22 protein-coding genes are annotated in these 23,257 nt (G+C 71.5%); 9 read left to right on the forward strand and 13 right to left on the reverse strand.

Annotation, left to right across the window (positions count from 1 at the left end; translation table 11 throughout):
• Positions 1-206: 206 nt before the first annotated feature.
• From AMK22_RS15285 to AMK22_RS15295, 3 genes are all read left to right on the forward strand, one after another.
• A complete protein-coding gene (locus AMK22_RS15285; RefSeq protein ID WP_073785351.1) occupies positions 207-869 on the forward strand; it encodes a hypothetical protein in 663 nt (220 codons plus the stop codon).
• 150 nt (positions 870-1,019) lie between these two features.
• Entirely contained in the window at positions 1,020-1,529 is a 510-nt protein-coding gene (locus tag AMK22_RS15290) for a methylated-DNA--[protein]-cysteine S-methyltransferase (protein ID WP_073785353.1), read from the forward strand.
• A gap of 1 nt (position 1,530) precedes the next feature.
• On the forward strand, positions 1,531-2,205 hold the full coding sequence (locus AMK22_RS15295) for an alpha-ketoglutarate-dependent dioxygenase AlkB family protein (RefSeq protein WP_073785355.1): 675 nt from the start codon (positions 1,531-1,533) through the stop codon (positions 2,203-2,205).
• Positions 2,206-2,266: 61 nt separating this feature from the next.
• Here AMK22_RS15295 and AMK22_RS15300 read toward each other — a convergent pair whose 3' ends face one another.
• Positions 2,267-2,878, reverse strand: a complete 612-nt coding sequence (locus AMK22_RS15300; protein ID WP_073785357.1) for an SMI1/KNR4 family protein — start codon at positions 2,876-2,878, stop codon at positions 2,267-2,269.
• Positions 2,879-2,991: 113 nt separating this feature from the next.
• On the opposite strand from AMK22_RS15300, the gene AMK22_RS15305 reads away from it, so the two are divergent.
• Positions 2,992-3,393: a YccF domain-containing protein gene (locus tag AMK22_RS15305; RefSeq protein ID WP_073785359.1), complete on the forward strand. Its 402-nt coding sequence runs from the start codon at positions 2,992-2,994 to the stop codon at positions 3,391-3,393.
• Positions 3,394-3,489: 96 nt separating this feature from the next.
• On the opposite strand, the gene htpX is transcribed toward AMK22_RS15305, so the two are convergent.
• The 12 genes from htpX to AMK22_RS15365 all read right to left on the reverse strand — a co-directional run bounded on the left by htpX (position 3,490) and on the right by AMK22_RS15365 (position 15,561).
• The gene (gene htpX, locus AMK22_RS15310) at positions 3,490-4,353 is read right to left on the reverse strand and encodes a zinc metalloprotease HtpX (RefSeq protein WP_073785361.1); all 864 of its coding nucleotides are present in this window, start codon (positions 4,351-4,353) and stop codon (positions 3,490-3,492) included.
• 276 nt (positions 4,354-4,629) lie between these two features.
• Positions 4,630-5,088 (reverse strand): large conductance mechanosensitive channel protein MscL, encoded by a 459-nt coding sequence (locus AMK22_RS15315; RefSeq protein ID WP_073785363.1) that lies wholly within the window; start codon positions 5,086-5,088, stop codon positions 4,630-4,632.
• A gap of 98 nt (positions 5,089-5,186) precedes the next feature.
• Positions 5,187-6,851 (reverse strand): NADH-quinone oxidoreductase subunit N, encoded by a 1,665-nt coding sequence (locus tag AMK22_RS15320; RefSeq protein ID WP_443333292.1) that lies wholly within the window; start codon positions 6,849-6,851, stop codon positions 5,187-5,189.
• Positions 6,848-8,404 carry a complex I subunit 4 family protein gene (locus tag AMK22_RS15325; protein WP_073785365.1) on the reverse strand — a complete coding sequence of 519 codons (1,557 nt, stop codon included), beginning with the start codon at positions 8,402-8,404 and terminating at the stop codon, positions 6,848-6,850. The genes AMK22_RS15320 and AMK22_RS15325 overlap by 4 nt, the downstream gene beginning before the upstream one ends.
• A 27-nt stretch (positions 8,405-8,431) precedes the next feature.
• Positions 8,432-10,432: an NADH-quinone oxidoreductase subunit 5 family protein gene (locus tag AMK22_RS15330; protein ID WP_073785367.1), complete on the reverse strand. Its 2,001-nt coding sequence runs from the start codon at positions 10,430-10,432 to the stop codon at positions 8,432-8,434.
• Positions 10,429-10,851 carry an NADH-quinone oxidoreductase subunit NuoK gene (gene nuoK / locus AMK22_RS15335; RefSeq protein ID WP_073785369.1) on the reverse strand — a complete coding sequence of 141 codons (423 nt, stop codon included), beginning with the start codon at positions 10,849-10,851 and terminating at the stop codon, positions 10,429-10,431. Before nuoK ends, AMK22_RS15330 begins: the two co-directional genes overlap by 4 nt.
• Positions 10,851-11,438, reverse strand: a complete 588-nt coding sequence (locus tag AMK22_RS15340) for an NADH-quinone oxidoreductase subunit J (RefSeq protein WP_073785670.1) — start codon at positions 11,436-11,438, stop codon at positions 10,851-10,853. Before AMK22_RS15340 ends, nuoK begins: the two co-directional genes overlap by 1 nt.
• Before the next feature lie 11 nt (positions 11,439-11,449).
• Positions 11,450-12,160 carry a NuoI/complex I 23 kDa subunit family protein gene (locus tag AMK22_RS15345; protein WP_107430562.1) on the reverse strand — a complete coding sequence of 237 codons (711 nt, stop codon included), beginning with the start codon at positions 12,158-12,160 and terminating at the stop codon, positions 11,450-11,452.
• Entirely contained in the window at positions 12,157-13,125 is a 969-nt protein-coding gene (locus AMK22_RS15350; protein WP_073785373.1) for a complex I subunit 1/NuoH family protein, read from the reverse strand. Before AMK22_RS15350 ends, AMK22_RS15345 begins: the two co-directional genes overlap by 4 nt.
• On the reverse strand, positions 13,122-14,432 hold the full coding sequence (locus AMK22_RS15355; RefSeq protein WP_443333293.1) for an NADH-quinone oxidoreductase subunit C: 1,311 nt from the start codon (positions 14,430-14,432) through the stop codon (positions 13,122-13,124). The genes AMK22_RS15350 and AMK22_RS15355 overlap by 4 nt, the downstream gene beginning before the upstream one ends.
• Complete coding sequence (locus AMK22_RS15360) at positions 14,429-15,169, reverse strand: NADH-quinone oxidoreductase subunit B (protein ID WP_274535424.1); 741 nt, start codon at positions 15,167-15,169, stop codon at positions 14,429-14,431. The genes AMK22_RS15355 and AMK22_RS15360 overlap by 4 nt, the downstream gene beginning before the upstream one ends.
• Positions 15,160-15,561 carry an NADH-quinone oxidoreductase subunit A gene (locus tag AMK22_RS15365; protein ID WP_073785375.1) on the reverse strand — a complete coding sequence of 134 codons (402 nt, stop codon included), beginning with the start codon at positions 15,559-15,561 and terminating at the stop codon, positions 15,160-15,162. Before AMK22_RS15365 ends, AMK22_RS15360 begins: the two co-directional genes overlap by 10 nt.
• Positions 15,562-15,753: 192 nt before the next feature.
• On the opposite strand from AMK22_RS15365, the gene AMK22_RS15370 reads away from it, so the two are divergent.
• The 5 genes from AMK22_RS15370 (at position 15,754) to AMK22_RS15390 (ending at position 23,155) form a co-directional block, all read left to right on the forward strand.
• Positions 15,754-16,998, forward strand: coding sequence for a sensor histidine kinase (locus AMK22_RS15370; RefSeq protein WP_073785666.1), 1,245 nt, complete (start codon positions 15,754-15,756; stop codon positions 16,996-16,998).
• A 412-nt stretch (positions 16,999-17,410) separates the two neighbouring features.
• Complete coding sequence (locus AMK22_RS15375; protein WP_073785377.1) at positions 17,411-18,766, forward strand: sensor histidine kinase; 1,356 nt, start codon at positions 17,411-17,413, stop codon at positions 18,764-18,766.
• 423 nt (positions 18,767-19,189) lie between these two features.
• Positions 19,190-19,864, forward strand: coding sequence for a response regulator transcription factor (locus tag AMK22_RS15380; RefSeq protein WP_338014167.1), 675 nt, complete (start codon positions 19,190-19,192; stop codon positions 19,862-19,864).
• A 284-nt stretch (positions 19,865-20,148) separates the two neighbouring features.
• Positions 20,149-22,104, forward strand: coding sequence for a 2-oxoacid:acceptor oxidoreductase subunit alpha (locus AMK22_RS15385; RefSeq protein ID WP_073785378.1), 1,956 nt, complete (start codon positions 20,149-20,151; stop codon positions 22,102-22,104).
• Entirely contained in the window at positions 22,097-23,155 is a 1,059-nt protein-coding gene (locus AMK22_RS15390) for a 2-oxoacid:ferredoxin oxidoreductase subunit beta (RefSeq protein ID WP_073785380.1), read from the forward strand. Before AMK22_RS15385 ends, AMK22_RS15390 begins: the two co-directional genes overlap by 8 nt.
• Positions 23,156-23,257 lie beyond the last annotated feature (102 nt).

Genomic DNA, 23,257 nt, shown 5'->3' on the forward strand with positions numbered 1-23,257 from the left:
GACATCGATGTGGTGCCGGGGACGATGAAGGGCCACCGGATCCGTCGCCGCCCATCGTCAACGGGGAAGAGCAAAAGCCGAACGGGCACGCCCCCACCGGGAGGTCGCCAACGGGGCTTGCGGCCCCCCCCCGGCACGCCCTCCCCGACCGTCGCCGTCCGGCCGTTCGGCCGCATCACGCCCCGGCCGCATGCCAGGCTGGGGGGATGTCCTCCGAGTCCACCACCCCCGACGGCCGGCACACTCCGGCCGAACCGACGCCGCTCGCGGGCGGTGAGGTCTTCCGAAGCGCGGATGCCGGGACGGTGCTGGACTTCTGGCGCTACGCGATGCCCGATCTGCGGACCAACACGACCCGGGGCCTGCTCGCGGAGTTCCTGGTCCACCGCGCGGTCGGCGCCGAGCAGCGCAACGCGGAATGGGAGAGCTTCGACGTCCTGGCACCGGACGGGCTGAAGATCGAGGTCAAGACCAGTGCCTACCTCCAGGTGTGGGAGCAGCACCGACTGTCGGAGATCCGTTTCTCCCGGCTGCGCGGGCGGACCTGGACGCCCGAGGACGGCGATGCCGCGGAGCAGTCCTACAACGCGGACGTCTACGTCTTCGCACTCCACACCGCGCGTACCCACGCCGCGTACGACCCGCTCGACGTCGGCCAGTGGTGCTTCCACGTCGCCTCCCGGGCGCTCGTGGAGGCCACGGGGCAGGCCAGTCTGGGCCTGGCCTCCGTACGGAGGCTCTGCGGCGAACCCGTCGGCTACGGGGAGCTCGCGGAGCGGATCAGGGCCTGTGCCCTTCGGCCGCTCCCGTTGCCCGGTGCCACCGCCGAGTCCGTCGACGCCGTCGAAGCCGCCCCTGTGGATGCGTGACGGGCGGCGCGTGGCAGGTGACGGGTGGCGGCATCGGCCCGGTGCGATGTCCGAATACCGCCGGTCGCGGTGCGGCCGGGGACGCAGACTGATGAGTGCCGGACGATGATCCTGTCGCCTCCGGCACGACAGGCGCGGAGAGGACGAGCCATGACCATGTACGCGACGGTCGACAGCCCGCTGGGTGAACTGCTGCTGGTCGGCGAGGAGACCGCCGACGCGGCCGGAGGGGTCGCGCTCGCCTCGCTCTCCCTGCCCGGCCAGAAGGGCGCCGCGGTCGTCCGGGACGACTGGGTACGCGCGCCGGACGCCTTCGAGGGAATCGCCGCACAGCTGCGGGAGTACTTCGCGGGGCGGCTGACCCGTTTCGACATCGTGTACGCCGACGGCGCGGGCACGGACTTCCAGCGCCGGGTGTGGGCCGCGCTCGACACTCTCCCGTACGGGGAGACCGTGTCGTACGGGCAGGTCGCCGAGCGCGTGGGAGCGTCCGGGGCGGGTGTGCGGGCCGTGGGCACGGCGATCGGCCGCAACCCGCTGCTGGTCGTACGGCCGTGCCATCGGGTGATCGGCGCGGACGGGGCCCTGCGCGGCTACGCGGGCGGCGTGGAGCGCAAGGAACGGCTGTTGAGGCTGGAAGGCGCCCTGGTGGTGCGCTGACATGTCCGGGCTCTTTCCCAGGCCGCGGGCCGTCGTGGCGCCGGGGGCCGTGCACGTGCCGGAGTGGCTGTCGCCCGCGCGTCGGCGGGAGCTGGTGGCCGCCTGCCGGGAGTGGGCGCGAGGGCCGGTGCCGCTGCGGCACACGGTGCTGCCGGGCGGCGGTGTGATGTCGGTGCGGACGGTCTGCCTGGGCTGGCACTGGCAGCCGTACCACTACTCGCGCACGGCCGACGACGTGAACGGCGCGCGGGTCGCCGCGTTCCCCGACCGGCTCGCGGAGCTGGGCCGGGAGGCGCTGGTGGCGGCGTACGGGGACGAGAGCCCCGCGCGGGCGTACGCGCCGGACGCAGCCCTCGTCAACTTCTACGACGGCGCGGCACGGATGGGCATGCACCAGGACAAGGAGGAACGGTCCGGTGCCCCGGTGGTGTCGCTCAGCATCGGCGCCACCTGCGTCTTCCGCTTCGGCAACACGGAGAACAGGGGAAAGCCCTACACGGACGTGGAGTTGGCCTCCGGCGACCTGTTCGTCTTCGGCGGCCCGTCGCGCTTCGCTTTCCACGGCGTACCGAGAATCGTCCCTGGGACGGCCGATCCCGCGTCGGGGCTGGGCCATGGCCGGCTCAACCTGACCCTGCGCGAGACGGGACTCGACCCTCTCGCCCCTTCCGGATAGTCCGGGTGGTCCGCAGGGCCCGAGGAGCGGACGGCCCACGGGTCGGACGGTCCGAGGAGCGTCAGGGGCGAGTGGCTCTCCCGGCGTCGGCGGACACGGCGCCGACGGCCACGGGGCGTATGCGGGCGCCGAAGTCGGGCCACGGCTCCATGTCGGCTTCCTCGTCCTCCGCCTCCTCGCAGTGCCACGCGGTGCCGTCCAGCCAGGCGTGGAGCCACTGGGCGAGATCGGGCTTGTCCACGTACCAGGCGAGCTCCGGCACACCGGCGTTCGGCTCGAAGAGCAGGACCGTGGTGCGCTCGCTGCGGCAGTCCACGCAGGAGTACATCCCACAGCCCAGACTGCATATCGGCAGCACGCCCTCCGGCCACGGCCACTCCCCCTCCTCCGCGTCGTCCCGGCGCAGCGCGAGGTATTGCGCGACGGCGGACTCCTCCCCGTCGGGCGTCCGGTCGCCGATCAGCGGCAGGAAGCCGTACGCAGGCCCGAAGCCGCCGTTGGCCGTCCGGGTGTAGAGCGCGGTCAGCAGCGGCGGCAGGGGGAAGCCCAGGGCGGCCTCGGCCCGCTCGACGCCCTCGGCGGACAGGGGCGCCGGAAGGGGGTACGCCGCCCAGCGCGGCCCGGTGCGCGCGGTCTTCTCCACGGTCGCCAGCAACTGCTCGATGTCCATCATGCGTTCATGGTGAGTGACGGCACTGACAATCGGCCGGAGCGGTGGTCCGGGCCGTCGGCCGAGACCGGCGGCGAACGGCGCTGCCGGGCGAAACACGTGGAAGGCTGGGAGACATGAAGCTGCTGCAACTGATCCTGAACGTCCTGTGGGTGGTGTTCTGCGGGTTCTGGATGGCCCTCGGATATCTGGTGGCCGCGATCATCTGCTTCGTGCTGATCGTGACGATCCCGTTCGGCATCGCGTCCCTGAGGATCGCGGGCTACGTCCTGTGGCCGTTCGGGCGGACCACCGTGGAACGGCCCGACGCGGGGGCGCCCTCGTGCGTCGGCAACGTCATCTGGCTGGTCTTCGCCGGGTGGTGGCTGGCGCTCGGGCACCTGCTGACCAGCATCCCGCTGTTCGTGTCGATCATCGGCATCCCGTTCGGCTGGGCGAACCTGAAGCTGATCCCGATCTCCCTCATGCCGCTGGGGCGCGAGGTGGTCCCGACCGACGAGAGGTTCGGGGCGCGGTAGCGGACCGCACGGAAACAGAAGCGACGGGAATGGAACGGAGGCGGTTCGCGCGGAGCGCCTCGTGCGTCCCGGTGCCGGTGCGCGGGACCGACGGCGTCACGGGCGGCGGCCCGCCATCTGTTCCAGCCGGGCGATGCGCTCCGCCATCGGCGGGTGCGTCGAGAACAGCTTGGACATGCCCTGACCGGGGCGGAAGGGGTTCGCGATCATCATGTGGCTCGCGGTCTCGATCCTCGGCTCGGGAGGCAGCGGGAGCTGCTTCGTCCCCGCGTCGAGCTTCCGCAGGGCACCGGCGAGGGCCAGCGGGTCGCCGGTGAGCTGGGCACCCGAGGCGTCCGCCTCGTACTCGCGGGAGCGGCTCACGGCCAGCTGGATGACGGAGGCGGCGAGCGGGCCGAGGATCATGATCAGCAGCATGCCGAGAATGCCGGGACCCTCGTCGTCGTCGGACCGGCCCACCGGGACCAGCCAGGCGAAGTTGACCAGGAACATGACGACGGAGGCGAGTGCCCCGGCGACTGACGAGATCAGGATGTCGCGGTTGTAGACGTGGCTCAGCTCGTGCCCGAGGACGCCGCGCAGCTCTCTCTCGTCGAGGATCTGGAGGATGCCCTCGGTGCAGCAGACCGCCGCGTTGCGCGGGTTTCGGCCGGTGGCGAAGGCGTTGGGGGCCTGGGTCGGGGAGATGTAGAGCCGGGGCATGGGCTGCCGGGCGGCCGTCGAGAGCTCGCGGACCATGCGGTACAGCCCCGGCGCCTCGAACTCGCTCACGGGTCGGGCGCGCATGGCCTTCAGCGCCAGCTTGTCGCTGTTCCAGTACGCGTAGGCGTTGGTGCCGACGGCCACGAGGAGCGCGACGATCAGGCCCGTACGTCCGAAGAAGCTTCCGATGACGATGATGAGCGCGGAGAGACCGCCGAGAAGTACTGCGGTCTTCAGCCCGTTGTGCCGGCGGTGCACGGTACGCCCTCCAAGTGGTGCGGCAGGGGAACCCTTTGCTCGGTGGTCTCCACTTCCCCAGTGGAGCCTCCCGTACGGGTCAACGCCAGGCGAGGTGAGCTAGTTCCCTTGTGCGTGCCGCCGCGGGGCGGGGCCGGGACGGGACACGCGGTCCGGGCGGGCGCTGCGCCGTACGGGTGGCGGGGCCGTGTGCGCCTCGTCACCCGTGTCCGTACCGTGCCGTACCGCGCTCCCGGGCGGGGTCCGTGCCGTGTCCGGGAGCCGTGTCCGGGCGGGTCAGCGCTGGGCGGGGAACCCGGCGACCGCGAGGGCCTCGGGGTCCGGCTCGATCTCGCTGGTGCAGTGGGCGCAGCGGGAGGCGATGGCCGGGATCTCGGTGTAGCAGCGCGGGCAGTCGCGGACGGCGGCCTTGATGTCGACCTTCTCGTCGGCCTTGGAGAAACGGTTCTGGACCTTCGCCATGGGCACGACGACGCCGAAGTAGAGCACCGCGGCGGTGATCAGGAAGGCGATGGCGGCGGCCAGGAACTTCCCGTACGGGAAGACCGTGCCCTCGATCGCGAACTCCGCGGAGCTGAAGTCGCCGACCGAGCCGGTGGCGAGGCCGATCAGCGGGGTGATGAACGCGGTGCTGAATCCGGTGACGACGGCGGTGAACGCGGATCCGACGGCCAGACCGATGGCCATCGAGATGATGTTTCCGCGCAGGATGAAGTCCTTGAACCCGTTCAGCACTGCTTTTGCTCCCTCTGGGACCTGGGTGTGTTGTCGCGATGTGCGGCCCTAGACCTTGCCCTGTGCGGACCGTCCCGGGCAAACCGATCTCGGGTGTGTCAGAAGAGACCGACGGCGGCGAATTCCAGGATGGTCTGCGGGGCTCCGGAGAGCACGATGCCCACGACGGCGGTGAGGGCGATCGCGAGGGTGACGGGGACCGGGACATGGTGCCCGGTGGAGGCGGGTGCGGCCGGGCTCACGGCCGGTGTCCCGCCGGCGGGCCGGTCCGCAGCCTCGTCCGCTGCCCGCTCCGGGGCGCGGAAGATCACCGCCGTCCACCGCAGGTAGTAGTACAACGCGATCACCACGTTGACGGCCATGACGACCGCGAGCCAGCCGAGTCCCGCGTCGACGGCGGCGGAGAAGACCGTGACCTTGGCGAAGAGGCCGATGATGCCGGGCGGCAGACCGGCCAGGCACAGCAGGAAGAAGGCCAGCGCGAGGGCGGCGAGGGGGCGGTCGGCGTAGAGGCCGCGGTAGTCGGAGAGCCGGTTTCCGGGGTGGGTACGCGCGACGAGCGCGGCGACCGCGAACGCGCCGAGGTTCACGACGGCGTACATGAGGGCGTACGCGACGGTGGAACCGACGTGCCGGTCGCTGGCGTACGCGGCGGCGGCGATCGGCACCAGGAGGTAGCCGGCCTGGCCGACGGACGACCAGGCGAGCAGGCGTACGGCGCTGCGGGCGCGGTCGGCGTTCTGGCGCAGGGCCGCGACATTGCCGATGGTCATGGTGAGGGCGGCGAGGACGGCGAGGGCCGGTCCCCAGACGTCCGCGTACGCCGGGAAGCCGATCACCGTGACGAGGATGAGGCCGGAGAAGCCGGCCGCCTTGCCGACGACCGAGAGGTACGCGGCGACCGGCAGGGGGGCGCCGACGTAGGTGTCGGGGACCCAGAAGTGGAAGGGCACGGCGGCCGTCTTGAAGGCGAAGCCGACGAGGGTGAGGACGACGCCCGTCTCGGCGAGGGTGCCGAGCTGTCCGGGGACGTCGTCGAGCCGGGTGGCTAGTTCCGTGAGATGGAGGGTGCCGGTGGCCGCGTACACGAAGCTGACGCCGAGGAGCATGACGGCGGTGGCGACGACGGAGGACAGGAAGAACTTCAGCGCGGCCTCGGAGGACCGGCGGTCGCCGCGCTTGAGGCCGACGAGGGCGAAGGCGGGCAGCGAGGCGACTTCGAGGGCGATGACGAGGGTGGCGAGGTCGCGGGCGGCGGGCAGCAGCACGGCGCCGGCCGCGGAGGACAGCAGCAGGAACCAGAACTCGCCGGCCGGGAGCCTGCGGGTGTCGTCGAGCGAGAGCAGGGCGGTGAGCAGGGCGCCGACGAGGACGAGGGCCTGGATGACGAGGGCGAAGTGGTCGGCGGTGTAGCTGCAGGCCCCGGTGGCGCCGGTACCGGTGGCGGCCGGGGTGAGGCAGAAGGTGGAGCGGTCGCCGTCCCGCAGCGGGACGAGGAGGGCGAGGGCTGCGACGAGTCCGGCGAGGGTGATCAGGCCGAGGACCGGCTTGCGTTCCCTGGGCAGGAAGAGGTCGGCGACCAGGACCACCAGGGCGGCGGCCGCGACGACGACGGGGGGCGCGATCGCGAGCCAGTCGACGGACTGGACGAGGCTGGTGGTGCTGTCGGCGGCCGTGGTGACGAGACCGGTGCCGCCGTGGGGCGCGGCGGCGGCGAGGCCGGGCGCGGTGGTGACGGCGGCCAGGGCTGCGGCTGTGGTCACGACTTGCCTCCTGCGAGGAGCTTCTGCACGGCCGGGTCGGTGAGGCCGAGGAGGACGGCGGGCCACAGGCCGGCGAGGACGGTGAGGGCGACGAGCGGGGTCCAGGTGGCGAACTCGTACGCCTGGACGTCGGTGAGTCGCGGTTCCTCCCGCTTCGCACCGGTGTCGCCCATGCAGACGCGGCGTACGACGATCAGCATGTACGCGGCGGTGAGCAGGGTGCCGAACGCGGCGATCGCCATGAAGGTGAGGAAGGCGGGGCGGCTGAGTCCGTCGGCGGGGTCGAAGGAGCCGAACAGGGCGAGCATCTCGCCCCAGAACCCGGCGAGGCCGGGCAGGCCGAGGGAGGCGATCGCGGCGAAGGCGAGGAGACCGCCGAGGCGCGGCGCCCGGCCGTAGAGCGCGGCTCCGGTCGCGCCGGAGAGGGTGTCGAGGTCGGCGGTGCCGCAACGGTCCTTGACGGCACCGACGAGGAAGAACAGCAGGCCGGTGATGAGGCCGTGGGCGATGTTGGCGAAGAGCGCGCCGTTGACGCCGGTGGGGGTCATGCTCGCGATGCCGAGGAGCACGAAGCCCATGTGTCCGACGGAGGAGTACGCGATCAGCCGCTTGAGGTCGCCCTTGGATCCGGGGCGGGCCAGCGCCAGGCAGGCGAGTGATCCGTAGACGATGCCGACCACCGCGAAGGCGGCGAGGTAGGGCGCGAAGGTGTGCATGCCGTCGGGGGCTGCGGGGAGCAGGATGCGGACGAATCCGTACGTGCCCATCTTCAGCAGGACGCCCGCGAGCAGCACCGAGCCGACGGTCGGGGCGGCGGTGTGGGCGTCGGGGAGCCAGCTGTGCAGCGGCCACATCGGGGTCTTCACGGCGAGCCCGATCCCGATCGCCAGAACGGCGATGACCTGCACGGACGTGGTGAGCCCACGGCCGTTGTCAGTGGCGAGTGCCACCATGTCGAAGGTGCCGCTCTTCAGCCCGATGAGGAGCAGGCCCAGCAGCATGATCACCGAGCCGAGGAGGGTGTAGAGGATGAACTTCCAGGCGGCGGGCTGCCTGCCCGCACCGCCCCAGCGGGCGATCAGGAAGTACATGGGGATGAGCACCATCTCGAACGCCAGGAAGAACAGCACCAGGTCGAGGACGGCGAAGGTCGCGAGGGTGCCGGATTCCAGGGCGAGGACGAGAGCGACGAACGCCTTCGGGGAGGGGCCCTCGGGCAGCTTGAAGTAGCTGTACAGCGCACAGAGGAAGGTCAGCAGCGCGGTCAGTACGAGGAGGGGGAGCGAGATGCCGTCGATGCCCAGGTGGATGCGGACGTGGAGCGCCGGGATCCAGCTGATGTCGGTCGTGGCCTGCATCTTCGACGGATGGTCGTGGTCGAAGCCCGCGGCGAGGAGGAGTGTGGCGGCGAGGACCGCCCCGGTGACGGTCACGCCGTGGCGGAGCACGGCCTGGTCGGGGCCGGTGCCCTTCAGTCCGGGCGGGGCGGGCAGCAGAGCGGCCACGGCGCCGACGAGCGGGGCGAGGACGACGAACGCGAGAAGGAACTGCATCACGGATTCACTGATATCGATCACGGCTCACGACCCGGCGTTGACGTTGGCGAAGACGACGGCGGCGATCGCCAGGACCAGGGAACCGGCGAGCAGTGCGCTGAGGTAGGTCTGCACGTTGCCGGTCTGGGCGCGGCGTACGGCGGCGCCGAGCCAGCGCGCTCCGGTGCCGGAGCCGCGTACGTAGGTGTCGACGACCTCGCGGTCCAGGAACCGGACCAGGCCGGCGGCGGCCCGCACGGGGCGGACGAACAGGGCCGTGTAGAGGGCGTCGAGGTGGAAGCCGGTGGCGGCGTGGCGGTGGATCGGGCCGAGCAGGAAGCGGCCCGGGTCGGCCGGGTCGGGGGCGTCCCCGGCGGTGCCGTAGGCGGCGGTGTGCGCGGTCAGCGCCTCGGCCTCGACGAGGGCGGGTTCGGCGTCGGGGTGGGGGGCGACGGTGCCGACGGCGGTACGGGCGGCGAGTGCCGAGGTGTGGCGCCAGGCGCCGTAGATGACGAGGCCGCCGACGAGTCCGATGCCCGTGGAGAGGACGGCGGTGGTGAGGGAGGGGGTGAGGTCGTGGCCGTCGAACCAGTCGCCGATCGCGCCGACGGTCAGCCCGAAGGCGATGGTCGGGACGGCGAGGACCCACAGGACGGTGGTCATCGCGACGGGCTGGCGGCCGTGGTCGGGGGCCTCGGCGCCGCGGCCCCGGAAGGCGAGGAGCCAGAGGCGGGTGGCGTACGCGGCGGTGAGGGCCGCGGTGAGCAGTCCGGCGACGAGGACGGTCCAGCCGGCGGCGGACGGGGCGACGTGCCGGTCCCCGAGCGCGGTGTGCTCGGCGGCGACGAGGACGGCTTCCTTGGAGAAGAAGCCGGAGAACGGCGGGATGGCGGCGAGCGCGAGAAGGGCGACGGTCATCGTCCAGTAGGCGTCGGGGATGCGCTTCGCCAGGCCGCCCATGCGGGACATGGCGGCCAGTGAGTTGGTCCCGGCGGCGTGGATGACGACGCCCGCCGCGAGGAAGAGGACGGCCTTGAACGCGCCGTGCGAGAGGAGGTGGAAGACGGCGGCGCCGCGGTCGCCGACGGCCAGGGCACCGGCCATGTAGCCGAGCTGTCCGATCGTCGAGTAGGCGAGGACGCGTTTGATGTCGTCCTGGGCGAGGGCGGCGAGGGCGGAGCCGGTCATCGTGACCGCGGCCATCACGGCGAGGACGACGAGGGCCGCGCCGGACTGGGCGAAGACGGGAAGGAGCCGGGCCACGAAGTAGATGCCGGCGGCGACCATCGTCGCGGCGTGGATCAGCGCGGAGACGGGGGTGGGGCCGGCCATCGCATCGGGCAGCCAGGTGTGGAGGGGGAACTGCGCGGACTTTCCGGCGACGCCCGCGAGGAGCAGCAGGGCGATGAGGGTGGGGTGGTCGAGGCCGCCGTTCGCGACGGCGCCCAGGATGCGGGTGATGCGGAACGAGCCGGTGTCGGCGGCGAGCGCGAACAGCCCGATCAGGAAGGGGACGTCGCCGAGCTTGGTGACCAGGAATGCCTTGAGGGAGGCGGCGCGGGCCTCGGGCGTCTCCCAGTAGTGGCCGACGAGGAAGTACGAGCAGATGCCCATGATCTCCCAGCCGACCAGGAGCACCATCAGGTCGCCGGAGTAGACGACGAGGAGCATCGCGGAGGTGAAGAGGGAGACGAGGGCGGTGTACGAGGGGTAGCGGGGGTCGTCGCGCAGGTAGGCGGTCGAGTAGATCTGCACGCAGGTCGCGACGAGCCCGACCAGGACGGCGACGAGGACCGCGAAGCCGTCGAGGTGCAGGGCGAGGTCGATCGGCACGGACCCGGTGGGGGTGAGCCGGGTCGCCGCGTCGACGGCCGGCCCGCCGGCCTGACGCGAGGCGACGACGACGGCGAGCAGGAAGGCGGTGAGGGTGGGCAGTACGGCGAGGGGGCGTACGAAGCCGGGCGCGATGCGTCCGGTGAGCAGACCGCCCGCGGCGCCCAGGAACGGAAGGAGGGGGACGAGGACGGCGAGGGTCGTGGTGGTCACGGAGTGGCCTCTGCCTTCTGTGCCTTCCCTGCCGGAGCAGCGGCCTGGTCTGCGGTGTCGTGGTTCCCGTCGGTGCCGGGGGGCGGCTCGTCGGGGAGCGTCTCGGCGGCGTCGGTCTCGGCGGTGTCGCGGAGACGGTCGATGTCCGAGGTGCCCCGGTTGCGGTACACGGCGAGGACGATGGCCAGGCCGATGCCGATCTCCGCCGCCGCTACGGCGATGGTGAAGAGAGTGAGGGCCTGTCCGGCGTGCAGGGTGTCGCGGAGCCAGACGTCGAAGGCGACCAGGTTGAGGTTGACCGCGTTGAGCATCAGCTCGACGGACATCAGGACCAGGATCGCGTTGCGGCGGGCGAGCACCCCGTACAGCCCGGTGCAGAAGAGGAGGACGGCGAGCACGGCGGGGTAGGCGAGGTGCATCAGCTCTGCTCCTTGCCGTGCTTGCGGGACAGGACGACGGCGCCGACGAGGGCGGCGAGCAGCAGGACGGAGAGCGCCTCGAACGGCAGCACCCAGTGCCGGAAGAGGGACGAACCGGTCACTTCCGTGGAGCCGCCGACGGGTCCTTCGAGGTCGATCCAGGTGGTGCGGAAGGCGTCGACGACGATCCAGACGAGCGTGCCCGCGGCGGCCGCCGCTACGCCGAGGGCCACCCGGCGGTTGCCGGAGTCGGCGTCCGGGGAGCGGCCGATGGGCGCCTTGGTGAGCATCAGCCCGAAGAGGAGGAGGACGACCACGGAACCGACGTAGATCAGTACCTGCACCCAGGCGATGAACTCGGCGGTGAGCAGGAGGTACTCGACGGCGAGTCCGCCGAGGGCCACGACGAGCCAGAGGGCGGCGTGCACCAGCTGCCTGGTCGTGACGGTGACGAGGGCGGCGCCGAGGGTGGCGATGCCGACGAGCACGAAAGCGATCTCGACGCCGGTCGGGGAGAGGAAGCCGGAGGGTGCGGAGGGGACGGAAGGGAGGGACTGGGCGGCCCCGGCGGCGGACTGGGCCGCGATGGCTGCGAGTGTCACGCCTCCCCCTCTTCTTCCTTCTGTTCCTGCTGTCCCTGCTGGTCCGTCCGGTCCTTCTGTTCCTGCTGGCTTCTGTTCCTGTCCGTCCGGTCCTTGTGGGCCCTCTGGTCCTCGGTGGCCTGCCGCGTCCCGGCGGTCCGTCGGGGCTCGGTGGCCTGCTGGGCCTCCTGCGCCTCCTTGGCGCGCTGGGCCTGGAGCTTCTCCGCCGTCTTGCGGGCGGCGGCGATCTCCTTCGGCTCCTCGGCGGCCGGGTCGAGCGCGGGCGGTTCGGGCACCGTCCACATCCACTCGCGGAGCTTGTCGCGCTCGTGGGTGAGTTCGAGGATGTCCGTCTCGGCGTACTCGAACTCCGGCGACCAGAAGAGGGCGTCGAAGGGGCACACCTCGATGCAGATGCCGCAGTACATGCAGAGCGAGAAGTCGATCGCGAAGCGGTCGAGGACGTTGCGGCTGCGCTCGCGTCCGCCGGGGGCGGCGGCCGGCACCGTCTCCTTGTGCGAGTCGATGTAGATGCACCAGTCCGGGCACTCGCGGGCGCAGAGCATGCAGACCGTGCAGTTCTCCTCGAACAGCGCGATCACGCCACGGGACCGGGGCGGCAGTTCGGGCTGGACGTCCGGGTACTGCGCGGTGACGTTCTTCCGCGTCATCGTCCGCAGGGTGACGGCCAGGCCCTTGGCCAGGCCGGAGCCGGGAACGGCCATCAGTTCATCGCCACCTTCACGATGCCGGTGAGCGCGATCTGCGCGAGAGCGAGCGGGATGAGCGTGGTCCAGGCGAGCTTCTGGAGCTGGTCCTCGCGGAGCCGGGGGTAGCTCACCCGCAGCCAGATGACGACGAAGGCGAGGACCGCGGTCTTGGCGAGCGTCCAGAACCAGCCGAGCCCGTCGGCGCCGAACGGACCGTGCCAGCCACCGAGGAAGAGCACGGTGGTCAGCCCGGACAGTACGACGATGCCCGCGTATTCGGCGAGCAGGAACAGCGCGAAGCGCAGCCCGGTGTACTCGGTGTACGCACCGAAGATGATCTCCGAGTCGGCGATCGGCATGTCGAAGGGCGGGCGCTGGAGCTCGGCGAGTCCGGCCACGAAGAAGACCAGCGCGCCGGTGATCTGCCAGGGCAGCCACCACCACTCGAAGGCGTCGAGGATGCCGGGGAGGGAGACGGTCCCGGCGGCCATCGCGACGGAGGCGGCGGCGAGCAGCATCGGCAGTTCGTACGCGAGCAGCTGGGCGGCCGTGCGCAGTCCGCCGAGGAGGGAGAACTTGTTGGCCGAGGCCCAGCCGGCCATCAGCGAGCCGAGCACGCCGACGCCCATCACGGCGAGCACGAAGAAGATGCCCGCGTCGACGACCTGCCCGACCGCGCCCTCGCCGGGGCCGATCGGGAGGGCGACGAGGACGAGGAGGTACGGGAGCAGCGCGACGGCCGGTGCGAGTTGGAAGACGCGGCGGTCGGCATCGGCCGGTACGACATCCTCCTTCTGCGCGAACTTCACGCCGTCCGCGACGAGCTGGGCCCAGCCGTGGAAGCCGCCCGCGTACATGGGTCCGAGCCGGCCCTGCATATGGGCCATCACCTTGTGCTCGGTCTGCCCCACGACGAGCGGGAGGACCATGAACGCGACGAAGACGATGACGAGACGGAGGGCGACGTCGAGTACGTCGTTCACGCGGTATCGCCTCCGTCGGGACGGTCGGGGGTTTCGGGGCTTTCAGGGCTTTCGGGCGCGGTGCCGGGGGGTTCGGGCGATGCGGCGGTGTCGGGCGATGCGGCGGAGTCCGGCGACGTGGCGGAGTCCGGTCCCGGGGTGCTTCCGGGGGCGGACTCCGGGGTGGTTCCGGGGGCGTCGAAGGCGGGGCGGGCGTGGTGCCAGGGCGCGTCGCCGCCTCCGGCCCCCGGCTTCGGGGCGGCCGGGCCGGTCGGGGCTGCCGGGGCGGTGGGAGCCGGTGTCGGCCCGGTCGGCGCGGTGGGAGCCGGTGTCGGCTCGGTCGGCGCGGTGGGAGCCGGTGTCGGCTCGGTCGGCGCCGGGCCGGTCGTCGGCTTCGGGGCCGTGTCCCGGGCGGGCGCCGCGGGCGGCGCGGTCGTGCCCGGCTCGGCGGCGGCCGGCCGTTGGCTGGCGGAACCCTGGGACGCGCTGCGCGTACGGCGCGGGCGCGCGGGCGGCACGGCCTCGGCGGCCCCGGCCGACGACGCCCCCGCCGTCGGCCGACCGGCCGAGCCCTCGCTCGCGCTGCGGGTACGCCGTACGGGGCGGTCGCCCGCCGCGCGCGCGGTGCGGGCGGCGCGGGACGGAGCGGGCGGGAGCTGGCCCTTCAGCGGGCCCCACTCGTTCGGGTCGGGGACGCCCGGCGGCAGCATCGTGCGCCGCTTCGGGCCGCCGTGCTCCGACTCGCCCGGCTCCTTCGCGCCCGGCCACGCCTTGGCGACGCGGGCGGCCAGGACGAAGTCCTTGCGCAGCGGGTGGCCCTCGAACCCCTCGGGCAGCAGCAGCGGCACCAGATGGGGGTGGCCCTCGAAGCCGATGCCGAACATCTCGTGCGTCTCGCGCTCGTGCCAGGCGGCGCCCGCGTAGACGTGGACGGCCGTGGGGAGCGACGCGGCGTCGTGCGGAACGGTCGTACGGACGAGGAGCCGCCGGACCACGCCCGGTGTCAGGGCCGCGACATGGGCGCACACCCGGAAACCGGTGCCCGGCTCGTCGACCGCGCTCAGCCAGTCGAAGTAGCTGCAGCCCAGCCGGTCGCGGGCCGTTTCCAGGGCGGTGGTCCAGGAACCGGCGGGCACGTCGACGGTCAGCAGGTCGTACGCCAGCTCGGCCGTCGCACCCTCGCCGAAGAGTTCGGCGGCGGCGTCCGGCAACCGGTCGTAGGCGGTGGGGTCGTACGCGTCCCGCCCGGGGGCCACACGCTCCTCGTCGGCCCTTCGGTTCTCGGGGGCGCGGCCCTCGTGGTCGCGGTTCTCCGCTCCTCCGGTCACTTCCGCTCCTCCCCCGGTACCGGTGGGGCGGTGACCAGGCCGCTGCGCAGCGCGGCGGTGGAGGGACGGCCTCCGCCCGTTGCGTACCGCTCGCCCAGCGACTCGCGGGCGATCTTCTCCTGGAGCTTGAGGATGCCCTGGAGCAGTGCCTCGGGCCGGGGCGGGCAGCCGGGGACGTAGACGTCGACCGGAATGATCTGGTCGACCCCCTTCGTCACGGAGTACGAGTCCCAGTACGGGCCGCCGCAGTTGGAGCAGGCGCCGAAGGAGATGACGTACTTCGGCTCGGGCATCTGCTCGTACAGCCGCTTCACGGCCGGGGCCATCTTGTCCGTCACCGTGCCGGAGACGATCATGAGGTCGGCCTGGCGGGGGCCCGGGGCGAACGGGATCACACCGAGCCGGATGAAGTCGTGCCGGGCCATGGAGGCGGCGATGAACTCGATGGCGCAGCAGGCGAGCCCGAAGTTGAAGACCCAGAGGCTGTAGCGGCGGCCCCAGTTCAGGACCACCTTCATCGGCTCGGGCGCGAGCCGGGACAGGACGCCGAGCCGCTTGGGCTCCGGCAGGAACACAGGAACGGGCCGCGGTTCGGTCCCCGCCCCGTCGTCGGTCGGCACGACGCCCGACCCGTCGGCCGGTGCGGCACCCGTCCCGGGCGCCGATTCCGTTCCCGGTTCCGTTCCCGGACCCGCTCCGTACTGGTGCTCGGGGGGCGGAGGGCTCGTCACGTCCATTCGAGGACGCCCTTCTTCCATGCGTAGAGCAGTCCTACGGCCAGGAAGCCGAGGAAGATGAACATCTCCACCAGGGTCGTCGCCCCGTATCCGGGAGCGGCGAACACGGTCGCCCAGGGAAACAGGAAGATCGAGTCGACGGCGAAGATCACGTACAGGAAGGCGTACACGTAATAACGGACCTGCGTATGCGCCCATCCTTCACCCACCGGGTCCACGCCGCACTCGTACGTCAGGAGCTTTTCCGGGGTGGGCACCACGGGGCGCAGCAGCCGCCCGGCACCGAATGCGACGGCGACGAACAGCACGCCGATCACGGCGAGCATTCCGACCACCGCGTAGCCGTGGAAGTAGTCCGACGCGAGAACGGTCGGTTCCGGCAGATCCGCCACGTCCGTCCCTCGCTCCCTCGATCGATCCGTTCGGCGATGCTGTATGCGGTCGCGCAGTTTGTACGCACGGGAGTCTAGGCCCTGTTAAAGGGAGGGTAAGCAGCCGCGTCGGACAACGGGTGGGGTTATCCCTACTTCACGCCACCCATGAACCCCATGGCATGCGCGGCCCCCGCCCGGCAGGCTGGGGGCATGACCATGAGCCCCCTGGTGCCCGCCGACGACGTTCCGCCGCCCGCCCGCTTCGCCCTCGACCGGTGGACGTGGAAGGAGATCGCGCACCTCCTGGCGAACCTCCCCATGGCCGTGGCCGGATTTGTTTACGCGGTGTTCATGATCGGGGTCGGTGTCGGGTTCTCGGTCACGGTGGTCGGGCTGCCGCTGCTCGCCGCCGGTCTGCACGGGGCGCGACTGATCGGCAGGGCCGAGCGGGCCCGGGCACGGGCGATGCTCGGGGTGCACGTCGACGAGCCCAGCCCGGTGGTGCTGACCCGCACGGAACAGGGGTTCTTCCCGTGGCTGTGGTCGAGCCTCAAGGATCCGGTGGGCTGGCGGGCGGTGCTGTACTCCTTCATCCGGCTGCCGTGGGGAGTGCTCACCTTCGGTGTGACGTGTGTGAGCTTCTTCCTGCTGTGGCCGGTGCTCCCCTTCATCACGCGGTTCCTCACCAACGTGGACCGGATGATGGCTCGCGGGCTGCTGTCGCCCTCGGACGAGCTGGAGCGGCGGATCGAGGAGCTGGAGTCGGACCGGGGGGTGGTCGTGGACACCGCCGCCGCCGACCTGCGCCGCATCGAACGCGACCTCCACGACGGCGCACAGGCCCGACTCGTCGCCCTCGCCATGGACCTCGGCCTCGCCAAGGAAAAACTCACCCACGACCCCCAGGCCGCCGCCCGCATGGTCGACGAAGCCCACGGCGAAGTGAAAACCGCCCTCCAGGAACTCCGCGACCTCGCCCGAGGCATCCACCCCGCCGTCCTCACCGACCGCGGACTCGACGCCGCACTCTCCTCCATCGCCTCCCGCTGCACCGTCCCCGTCACGGTCTCGGTGGATCTGCCCGCGCGCCCGGCGGCGGCGATCGAGGGCATCGCCTATTTCACGGTCTCGGAGCTGCTGCAGAACGTCAGCAAGCACAGCGGGGCGCGAACGGCGTCGGTCGAGGTGTGGCGGGCCGGGAAGCGGCTCATGCTCCAGGTCACCGACGACGGCCGCGGCGGGGCGCGGCTGGACGGCGGTACGGGCATGGCCGGGCTGGCCGAACGGCTGGGCGCCGTCGACGGGCTGTTCGTCCTCGACTCGCCGCCGGGCGGCCCCACGACGGTCACCGCCGAGCTGCCCTGGCGGGACCGTGAAGAGGAGGGACGGGGCCGGGGTGGCCAGGGCCGGGAACAGGGCCGGGGTGGCGCGGCAGCGTCCGCCGAGCGCGCCTGAACGCGCTTGAACACACCTGAATGCACTTGAACACACCTGAATGCGTCTGAACCCGGGTGAATGCGCCGTGCGCTCACGGCGCGCTCACGGCGCGCCCATGGTCAAAAGCGGTGCGGAGGACCGGTCACCACGGGGGCCGGTCCTCCGCGCCGTCATGGTCGACATCGCTCGGGGGTGGGGAAAACCCCCGTCCGAAGAGGGATACCGCCCTCATGGTGGGCGCGCCCTCGGCCCAGCACTCTTGGACTACGGCCACGAGAACGACCACAGCCACGAGAACCTCGGCCACAAGCGCCTGTACCGCCGGCCCGCCACCCCGGCAGACCGCCGAATACACCACCCCAGCAGGCCCCCGGCCCCAGACCGCAGACCGCAGACCGCCGCGCAGAACGAGAAGAAACGGACACCATCCATGGCCACGGCATACGGACCTGACTCCCGGGACCACCAGCGGTCCGGAGCCGGCTTCGGGGACCACGCCCCGGTGCGGCACTTCCTGCCCCCAGTGCTGCGCGCGCCCTTCGAGGGCAGAACCCTGCGGGAGCTCGGCCATCTGTCGCTGAGCCTGCTGATCAGCCCGGTCCTGTTCGCCTTCGCGGTCGGTTTCACGGCTGCGGGAATCGGGACGCTGATCACCTTCGTCGGGGTGCCGATCCTCGCCGGCGCGCTGGCCATGTGCCGGGGCTTCGGCGCGTTCGAGCGGGTCCGGGCGCGCGGGCTGCTGCACCTGGACGTCGCGGACCCGGAGCCGGTGCGCGGCAGGACCGGCAGCCTGATGTCCTGGATGGGCGCGGTCCTCAAGAGCGGGGCGTCCTGGCGCCACCTGCTCTACATGCTGCTGCACCTCCCGTGGGCGATATTCGCCGGTACCGTCTCGCTGACGTTCTGGGTGACCGGGTGGGCCGTCTTCACCTACCCGCTGTGGCAGTGGGTGTTCCCGACGTACGCGGGCACCGGCGGCATCCAGCTGTACGGCGACGACCACCACCAGATCTACCTCGACTCCCCGTTCGAGCTGGCCGCGACGAGTGTGTGCGGTCTGGTCCTCGTCCTGTTCACGCCGTGGCTCATCCGCGGTCTGGCGAGTGTGGACCGGCTGATGGTGGCGGGGCTGCTCGGCCCGTCCCGGCTGGCCACCCGCGTCAGCGAGCTGGAGTCGGACCGGGGGGTGGTCGTGGACACCGCCGCCGCCGACCTGCGCCGCATCGAACGCGACCTCCACGACGGCGCACAGGCCCGACTCGTCGCCCTCGCCATGGACCTCGGCCTCGCCAAGGAAAAACTCACCCACGACCCCCAGGCCGCCGCCCGCATGGTCGACGAAGCCCACGGCGAAGTGAAAACCGCCCTCCAGGAACTCCGCGACCTCGCCCGAGGCATCCACCCCGCCGTCCTCACCGACCGCGGACTCGACGCCGCACTCTCCTCCATCGCCTCCCGCTGCACCGTCCCCGTCACCGTGGAGGTCGACCTGGCGTCCCGGCCCGCCCAGGCCATCGAGGGCATCGCCTACTTCACCGTGTCGGAACTGCTGCAGAACATCAGCAAGCACAGTGGCGCCCGCTCCGCCTCCGTCGACGTGTGGCGGGCCGGGAACCGCCTGATGCTCCAGGTCACCGACGACGGCCGCGGCGGCGCCGATCCGTCCTCGGGCAGCGGGCTCGCCGGTCTGGCCGAACGGCTGGACGCGGTGGACGGGGTGCTCGCCGTGGACTCCCCCACGGGCGGTCCGACGCGGATCACGGCCGAGCTGCCCTGGCGTGGCTGAATCCGTTCGTAGCGGTCCGCGCGCACCGACGCCCTGGGGGCGACAGCGGCCTGCGTGCGGAGGCCCGTGGCGCACATCCCCCGCGCCACGGGTCTCCGCGCGCCGTGCCCCCGCGCACGCCCTCCGTATCCCGTCGTAATCCCGTCGCACGCCCCTCCGTGTCCCGTGCTCCCGCAGCACGGCCTTCGCATCCCCTGCTCCCCGCCGCCGCGCAGGCTCGAAATCAAGCCTGTGCGGCGGCCGGGCACACGAATCCGCGAATACGGCGAATACTGGGATGCTGAACGCCGTACGGACCGGCCCGCGAACGGCGCGGGACCGGCAGGCGGTACGGAACCGGCAGACGATGTGCGGGACCGGCGAAGAAGGCGCGGGACCGGCGGCGACGTGCGGGACCGGCGATCAGTGGGGGAACAGGAAGTCATGGTGGAGGACAGGGTGCGGGTGGTCATCGCCGAGGATTCGGTGCTGCTGCGCGAAGGGCTCACCCGGCTGCTGACCGATCTCGGGCACGAGGTCGTCGCGGGTGTGGGCGACGCCGAGGCGTTGATCAGGACGGTGCGCGATCTCGCCGGTCAGGACGCGCTGCCCGACGTGGTGGTCGCCGACGTACGGATGCCGCCGACCCACACGGACGAGGGCGTCCGGGCGGCCGTGCGGCTGCGCAAGGAGTACCCGGGAATCGGGGTCCTGGTCCTTTCGCAGTATGTCGAGGAGCGGTACGCGACCGAGTTGCTGGCCGGTTCCAGCCGAGGTGTCGGTTATCTGCTCAAGGACCGTGTCGCGGAGGTCCGCGAGTTCGTGGACGCGGTGGTCCGGGTGGCGCGGGGCGGCACGGCGCTGGACCCGGAGGTGGTGGCGCAGTTGCTGGGCCGGAGCCGGAAGCAGGACGTCCTGGCCGGGCTGACGCCGCGCGAGCGGGAGGTGCTCGGTCTGATGGCCGAGGGACGGACGAACTCCGCGGTGGCCAGGCAGCTGGTGGTGAGCGACGGGGCCGTGGAGAAGCACGTCAGCAACATCTTCCTGAAGCTGGGTCTGTCCCCCAGTGAGGGGGATCACCGCCGGGTGCTGGCCGTGCTGACCTATCTGAACTCCTGATGGGCTGACACTCTGTCAGGTATTCGTCGCATCGGGGTGGAGTTCACCGCCCCCGGGCAGGAATCCCGCCGGCGGGTCCTACAACCAAAGAATGAACGCACAGCGTCTTCGTCGAACGATTTGGGGGGTTCGCGAAACATGACAAAACGGCACGGAATCGCGTCTCATGACCATGTCCACCATGTGACCGGTCCAGGGAAGGCGACCCTTACCGTCGTAGGGTGGGCACCGGGACCGTCGGCGGGCCGGCCGGTCCCGAGCCGCCGCGAGGGAGGTCCAGTTCAGTGACCAGCCAGGTCAGTAGCCCAGCCGGACAGGCCGACGAGGCCGACGAGGCACTCGCCGGGGAGCAGCGTGCCCTCGGCGCCGGTCACGCGAGCTCCGGGGACAAGGAAGTCCGTCGCCTTGATCGTGTGATCATCCGGTTCGCGGGTGACTCGGGTGACGGTATGCAGCTCACGGGCGACCGTTTCACGTCGGAGACGGCATCGTTCGGGAACGACCTGTCGACGCTGCCGAACTTCCCCGCCGAGATCCGGGCTCCTGCCGGGACCCTGCCGGGCGTCTCGTCGTTCCAGCTCCACTTCGCGGACCACGACATCCTCACCCCCGGCGACGCCCCGAACGTCCTCGTCGCGATGAACCCGGCCGCGCTGAAGGCGAACATCGCCGACGTGCCGCGCGGCGCCGAGATCATCGTGAACACCGACGAGTTCACCAAGCGCCCCATGGCGAAGGTCGGCTACGACAGCAACCCCCTGGAGGACGGCTCGCTGGACGGCTACAGCGTCCACCCGGTGCCGCTGACCACGCTCACCATCGAGGCGCTCAAGGAGTTCGGGCTCTCCCGCAAGGAGGCCGAACGCTCCAAGAACATGTTCGCCCTGGGGCTGCTCTCCTGGATGTACCACCGGCCCACCGAGAACACCGAAGCCTTCCTGCGGGCCAAGTTCGCGAAGAAGCCGCAGATCGCGGAGGCGAACGTGGCCGCGTTCCGGGCGGGGTGGAACTTCGGTGAGACGACCGAGGACTTCGCCGTGTCCTACGAGGTCGCGCCCGCCACCCGCGCGTTCCCGGCGGGTACGTACCGCAACATCTCGGGGAACCTGGCCCTGTCCTACGGGCTGATCGCCGCCTCCCGGCAGGCCGACCTGCCGCTCTACCTGGGCTCCTACCCGATCACCCCCGCCTCCGACATCCTGCACGAACTCAGCAAGCACAAGAACTTCGGCGTGCGCACCTTCCAGGCCGAGGACGAGATCGCGGGCATCGGCGCCGCCCTCGGTGCCGCGTTCGGCGGCTCCCTCGCCGTGACCACCACCTCCGGCCCCGGTGTGGCACTGAAGTCGGAGACGATCGGCCTCGCCGTCTCCCTGGAGCTGCCGCTGGTGATCGTGGACATCCAGCGCGGTGGCCCGTCGACCGGTCTGCCGACCAAGACCGAGCAGGCCGACCTCCTCCAGGCGATGTACGGCCGCAACGGTGAGGCGCCGGTGCCGGTCGTGGCCCCGCGGACCCCGGCGGACTGTTTCGACGCCGCCCTGGACGCCGCGCGGATCGCGTTGACGTACCGCACCCCCGTCTTCCTCCTCTCCGACGGCTACCTCGCCAACGGGTCCGAACCGTGGAAGATCCCCGAGCCCGACGAGCTGCCCGACCTGCGGGTCCAGTTCGCCGCCGGCCCCAACCACACCCTGGCCGATGGCACCGAGGTCTTCTGGCCCTACAAACGCGACGAGCAGACCCTGGCCCGGCCCTGGGCGGTGCCCGGCACCCCCGGTCTCGAACACCGCATCGGCGGCATCGAGAAGCAGGACGGCACCGGCAACATCTCCTACGACCCCGCCAACCACGACCACATGGTCCGCACCCGCCAGGCGAAGATCGACAACATCGCCGTCCCCGACGCAGAGGTCGACGACCCGGACGGCGCGCGCACCCTGGTCCTGGGCTGGGGCTCCACCTACGGCCCCATCACCGCCGCCGTCCGCCGCCTGCGCACCGAGGGCCACCCCATCGCCCGGGCCCACCTGCGCCACCTCAACCCCTTCCCCGCCAACCTCGGTGAGGTCCTGGCCCGCTACGAGAAGGTGGTCGTGCCGGAGATGAACCTCGGCCAGCTCGCCACCCTCATCCGGGCCAAGTACCTCGTCGACGCCCGCAGCCACACCCAGGTCAACGGAATGCCGTTCAAGGCCGAACAGCTCGCGACGGCCCTCAAGGAGGCCATCGATGCCTGACACCAACCAACTCCTCCAACTGGTGCCCAAGGCCGAGGCCAAGCAGTCCATGAAGGACTTCAAGTCCGACCAGGAAGTGCGCTGGTGCCCCGGCTGCGGCGACTACGCCGTCCTCGCCGCCGTCCAGGGCTTCATGCCCGAGCTCGGCCTCGCCAAGGAGAACATCGTCTTCGTCTCCGGCATCGGCTGCTCCTCCCGCTTCCCGTACTACATGAACACCTACGGGATGCACTCCATCCACGGCCGCGCCCCCGCCATCGCCACCGGGCTCGCCACCTCCCGCCGCGACCTGTCCGTCTGGGTCGTCACCGGCGACGGCGACGCCCTCTCCATCGGCGGCAACCACCTCATCCACGCCCTGCGCCGCAATGTCAACCTCAAGATCCTCCTGTTCAACAACCGGATCTACGGGCTGACCAAGGGCCAGTACTCCCCCACCTCCGAGACCGGAAAGATCACCAAGTCGACGCCGATGGGCTCCCTCGACGCCCCCTTCAACCCGGTGTCCCTGGCCCTGGGCGCGGAGGCGTCGTTCGTCGCCCGCACCATCGACTCGGACCGCAAGCACCTCACGAGCGTGCTGCGCGCCGCGGCCGACCACCCCGGCACCGCGCTCGTGGAGATCTACCAGAACTGCAACATCTTCAACGACGGTGCCTTCGAAGCCCTCAAGGACAAGGACCGCGCCCAGGACGCCGTGATCCGCCTCGAACACGGCCAGCCCATCCTCTTCGGCGCCGACGACTCCAAGGGCGTCGTCCGCGACCCCGCCACCGGGGATCTGGAGGTCGTCGAGGTGACGGACGGCAACCGGGACCGCGTCCTGGTCCACGACGCGCATGCCGCGTCCCCGACCACCGCCTTCGCGCTCTCCCGGCTGGCCGACGCCGACACCCTGCACCAGACCCCCATCGGGGTGCTGCGCAGCGTCGAGCGGCCGGTCTACGACACACAGATGGCCGAACAGCTCGACGCCGCCGTCGAGCGGAACGGCAAGGGCGACCTCTCCGCACTCCTCGCGGGCAACGACACCTGGACCGTCGTCGGCTGACCGCCGGTCACGAGCGTCCGCGATCGCCGGACGGGCTGAAATTCCGGCCCGTCCGGCGTTTGCGTACCGGTGGACCGCCGTCCGGGCCCCCACCATGTGGCC

This window comes from Streptomyces sp. CB01580 (assembly GCF_001905795.1).
In the GTDB taxonomy this organism is placed as follows: domain Bacteria; phylum Actinomycetota; class Actinomycetes; order Streptomycetales; family Streptomycetaceae; genus Streptomyces.

What these genes read in the sequence shown, in the direction of transcription:
- AMK22_RS15290 (WP_073785353.1), top strand. Translation starts at nt 1,020, where the DNA reads ATGACCATGTACGCGACGGTCGACAGCCCGCTGGGTGAACTGCTGCTG.
- AMK22_RS15375 (WP_073785377.1), top strand. Translation starts at nt 17,411, where the DNA reads ATGGCCACGGCATACGGACCTGACTCCCGGGACCACCAGCGGTCCGGA.
- nuoK (WP_073785369.1), bottom strand. Translation starts at nt 10,851, where the DNA reads ATGCACCTCGCCTACCCCGCCGTGCTCGCCGTCCTCCTCTTCTGCACC.
- AMK22_RS15360 (WP_274535424.1), bottom strand. Translation starts at nt 15,169, where the DNA reads ATGGACGTGACGAGCCCTCCGCCCCCCGAGCACCAGTACGGAGCGGGT.
- AMK22_RS15295 (WP_073785355.1), top strand. Translation starts at nt 1,531, where the DNA reads ATGTCCGGGCTCTTTCCCAGGCCGCGGGCCGTCGTGGCGCCGGGGGCC.
- AMK22_RS15285 (WP_073785351.1), top strand. Translation starts at nt 207, where the DNA reads ATGTCCTCCGAGTCCACCACCCCCGACGGCCGGCACACTCCGGCCGAA.
- AMK22_RS15325 (WP_073785365.1), bottom strand. Translation starts at nt 8,404, where the DNA reads ATGCAGTTCCTTCTCGCGTTCGTCGTCCTCGCCCCGCTCGTCGGCGCC.
- AMK22_RS15300 (WP_073785357.1), bottom strand. Translation starts at nt 2,878, where the DNA reads ATGATGGACATCGAGCAGTTGCTGGCGACCGTGGAGAAGACCGCGCGC.
- AMK22_RS15370 (WP_073785666.1), top strand. Translation starts at nt 15,754, where the DNA reads ATGACCATGAGCCCCCTGGTGCCCGCCGACGACGTTCCGCCGCCCGCC.
- AMK22_RS15390 (WP_073785380.1), top strand. Translation starts at nt 22,097, where the DNA reads ATGCCTGACACCAACCAACTCCTCCAACTGGTGCCCAAGGCCGAGGCC.
- AMK22_RS15380 (WP_338014167.1), top strand. Translation starts at nt 19,190, where the DNA reads ATGGTGGAGGACAGGGTGCGGGTGGTCATCGCCGAGGATTCGGTGCTG.
- AMK22_RS15305 (WP_073785359.1), top strand. Translation starts at nt 2,992, where the DNA reads ATGAAGCTGCTGCAACTGATCCTGAACGTCCTGTGGGTGGTGTTCTGC.